This window comes from Bradyrhizobium sp. P5_C11_2 (assembly GCF_054049755.1).
Window position 1 is genome coordinate 1 of sequence record NZ_JBFULT010000686.1, and the last position, 3,464, is coordinate 3,464.

Annotated in this window: 5 protein-coding genes; 3 read left to right on the plus strand and 2 right to left on the minus strand. The window is 63.9% G+C overall.

Going from position 1 to position 3,464, the window contains the following annotated elements:
- The 3 genes from ACXJL8_RS36860 to ACXJL8_RS36870 all read left to right on the plus strand — a co-directional run.
- A partial coding sequence (locus ACXJL8_RS36860; RefSeq protein ID WP_456686601.1) for an amino acid ABC transporter permease occupies positions 1-386 on the plus strand: 386 nt, incomplete at its 5' end.
- 12 nt (positions 387-398) lie between these two features.
- On the plus strand, positions 399-1,130 hold the full coding sequence (locus ACXJL8_RS36865) for an amino acid ABC transporter ATP-binding protein (protein ID WP_456617455.1): 732 nt from the start codon (positions 399-401) through the stop codon (positions 1,128-1,130).
- Between the two features lie 180 nt (positions 1,131-1,310).
- Positions 1,311-2,171: a D-amino-acid transaminase gene (locus ACXJL8_RS36870; RefSeq protein ID WP_456686602.1), complete on the plus strand. Its 861-nt coding sequence runs from the start codon at positions 1,311-1,313 to the stop codon at positions 2,169-2,171.
- A 140-nt stretch (positions 2,172-2,311) separates the two neighbouring features.
- On the opposite strand, the gene ACXJL8_RS36875 is transcribed toward ACXJL8_RS36870, so the two are convergent.
- Both ACXJL8_RS36875 and ACXJL8_RS36880 read right to left on the minus strand, forming a co-directional pair.
- Complete coding sequence (locus tag ACXJL8_RS36875; protein ID WP_456617457.1) at positions 2,312-2,773, minus strand: carboxymuconolactone decarboxylase family protein; 462 nt, start codon at positions 2,771-2,773, stop codon at positions 2,312-2,314.
- 30 nt (positions 2,774-2,803) lie between these two features.
- The coding region (locus ACXJL8_RS36880) for an MFS transporter (protein ID WP_456686603.1) at positions 2,804-3,464 on the minus strand (661 nt) is incomplete at its 5' end.

A 3,464-nucleotide genomic window follows, 5' to 3' on the forward strand; every position in this document is an offset into this window, starting at 1 on the left:
CGCTCATCACCTTCATCATGTTCGAGGCGGCCTACTTCTCCGAAATCATGCGCGCCGGCATCCAGTCGATCTCGCGCGGCCAGCCGGCCGCCGCCAACGCGCTCGGCCTCACCTACGCTCAGACCATGCGCTACGTCGTGCTGCCGCAGGCGTTCCGCAACATGCTGCCGGTGCTGCTGACGCAGACCATCGTGCTGTTCCAGGACACCTCGCTGGTCTACGTGCTCTCGATCCCGGACTTCCTGGGTGCGGCGAGCAAGGTCGCACAGCGCGACGGTCGCCTGGTCGAGATGTACCTGTTTGCCGCCGTCGTCTACTTCACCATTTCCTGTGTTGCGTCCTTTGGCGTTCGCCGCCTCCAGGCGCGCATCGCCATCATTCGATAGAGCGTGTCGATCATGATCGAAATCAGCCACGTCAACAAATGGTACAGCCCGACCTTCCAGGTGCTGACCGACTGCACCACCAGCGTCACCAAGGGCGAGGTGGTGGTGGTCTGCGGCCCCTCGGGTTCGGGCAAGTCGACGCTGATCAAATGCGTCAACGCGCTCGAGCCGTTCCAGGAGGGCGACATCAGCGTCGACGGCACCAAGGTCAACGATCCCAAGACCGACCTGCCGAAACTTCGCTCGCGCGTCGGCATGGTGTTCCAGCACTTTGAGCTGTTCCCGCATCTCAAGATCATCGAGAATCTCTGCCTTGCCCAGCAGAAGGTGCTTGGCCGTTCCTACGACAAGGCGGTGGCGAAAGGCATGCAACTGCTGGATCGCGTCGGCCTGAAGGAGCAGGCGCAGAAGTTTCCCGCGCAGCTCTCCGGCGGCCAGCAGCAGCGCGTCGCCATCGCGCGCGCGCTCGCGATGGATCCGATCGTCATGCTGTTCGACGAGCCGACCTCGGCGCTCGACCCCGAAATGGTGAGCGAGGTGCTCGACGTCATGGTCGATCTCGCCCGCGAAGGCATGACCATGATGGTCGTGACCCACGAGATGGGTTTTGCCCGCAAGGTCGCCAACCGCGTGATCTTCATGGACCGCGGCGAGATCGTCGAGGATGCGGCGAAGGAGGATTTCTTCGGCAAGCCGCGCAGCGACCGCGCGCAGAAGTTCCTGTCGAAGATTCTGTCGCATTAACTCCCTCTGTCATTCCGGGGCGCGACGCAGTCGCGAGCCCGGAATCCATAACCACCATCGGGAGTATGGATCCCGGGCTCGCGCTACGCGCGCCCCGGGATGACGAAGAGTAGGGTTTATCGGGCTCGCCAAATCTCCTATACCGGTGGCCAAATCCCCTTCCCCTCCAGGAGACCTGCCTTGGACTCGATCGCCTACGTCAACGGCTCATTCGTCCCGCTCTCGGACGCCAAAGTCTCGGTCCTCGATCGCGGCTTTCTGTTCGCCGACGGCATCTACGAGGTTTCCGCCGTGCTCGACGGCAAGCTGGTCGACAACGCCTCGCATTTGGCGCGGCTGGAGCGCTCGGTCGGCGAGATCAAGCTGAGGCTGCCGGAGACGGTCGAGCGCATCACCGAGATCCAGAAGGAGCTGATCGCGCGCAACAAGGTCGAAAGCGGCCTCGTCTATCTCCAGGTGACGCGCGGCGCCGACAAGGGCCGCGATTTCCCCTTCCCCAAGGGCAACGTCAAGCCGAGCCTGGTGATGTTCACCTCGGAGAAGGACATCATCAACGCGGCGTYGGCGAAGACCGGCATCAACGTGATCACGGTGCCCGACATCCGCTGGGAGCGGCGCGACATCAAGAGCGTGGCGCTGCTGGCACAGGTGCTGGCGAAGCAGGCCGCTGCCGAAGCCGGCGCGGGCGAGGCCTGGATGCTGCAAGACGGTTTCGTCACCGAAGGCGGCTCGTCCTCGGCCTTCATCCTCACCAAGGACGACGTCATCGTGACCCGGAAGAACTCCAACGCGATCCTGCCGGGCTGTACCCGTAAGGCCGTGGTGGCGCTCGCGGAAGAACGCCAGCTCCGCGTCGAGGAACGTTCCTTCACGGTCGCCGAGGCGCTCGCCGCCAAGGAAGCCTTCATCACCTCGGCCTCGCAGTTCGTGCAGCCGGTGGTCGCGGTCGACGGCAAGAAGGTCGGCGACGGCAAGCCCGGCCCGATGGCGACGCGGCTGCGCGAGATCTATGTGGAGTTCGCCAAGGCGACTGCGGTTTAGCCACACTCTCAGCTATCGTAGGGTGGGCAAAGGCGCGCTTGCGCCGTGCCCACCTCTTCTCTCGCGTTCGCTGAAGAAGCGGTGGGCATGCTTCGCTTTGCCCACCCTACGAGACTCGGCTGCGAGGGACGCGCCACGGCCTACGCCACCGACGCCTTCACCTTCACCGGGTGAATCGCCCGGAATGCGATCGCCAGCCTGTTCCAGGCATTGATGGCCCCGATCAGCATGGTCAGGTTCACCGTCTCGGCATCGGAGAACTGCGCACGGACCTGCTCGTAGACGTCGTCCGGGGCATGCGTCTCGGAGATCAGCGTGACCGACTCGGTCCACGCCAGCGCGGCGCGTTCGCGGTCGGTATAGAGCGGGGATTCGCGCCAGGCATTCAGCAGGTAGATGCGCTGCTCGGTCTCGCCGCGCTTGCGAGCGTCCTCGGTGTGCATGTTGATGCAAAAGGCGCAGCCGTTGATCTGCGACGCCCGGATCTTGACGAGCTCGATCAGCGATTTCTCAAGTCCCGTGGACTGGATCTGCTCTTCCAGCGCCATCAGCGCTTTCATCGTGTCGGGGGCGGCCTGGTAGAAATTCATGCGGGGCTTCATGGTCGTTCTCCTTGCTCCTTCAAGTTGAGGTCAGTGGGCTCCCCCGGCCGAGGTGTGGCCGGGCTTCTTCAGGAAGAGGGTTGCGATCAGGGCGACGATCAGTGCCATGCCGAGCAGATAGAAGGTGTCGCTGAAGGCGAGGATGTAGGCCTGCTTCTGCACGATATGGCCGATCGCGACATAGGCGCGATGCGAGGCGTCGGCGCGGTCGAGGATGCCGTGGTTGACGAAATATTGCGTGAGCTGCTCCAGCCGGGTGCGGGTGGCCTGCTCGAACACCGAGACCGACTGCATCAGCACGTTGGAGTGGTACTGCTCGCGCTTGGTCAGCACGGTCTGGAGCAGCGCGATGCCGACGGCGCCGCCGAGATTGCGCATCATGTTGAACAGGCCGGACGCCGAGCCCGCGTTCTCCGCCTCGATGCCGGCGGTCGCGACCGCCGAGAGCGGCGCCATCACCAGCGCCTGGCCGATGGCGCGGACCACGTTAGGCCAGAGCAGCTGATCGGCAGCATAATCGCTGGTCATATAGATGTTCAGGAAGTTGGACGCCGCGAACAGCACGAAGCCGACACCGATGATGATCCGCGCGTCAAACCGCTGCATCAGGCGCGGCACCAGCGGGATCAGCACGAGCTGCGGCAATCCGGTCCAGGCCAGCACCATGCCGATCTGCTCGGCATTGTTACCC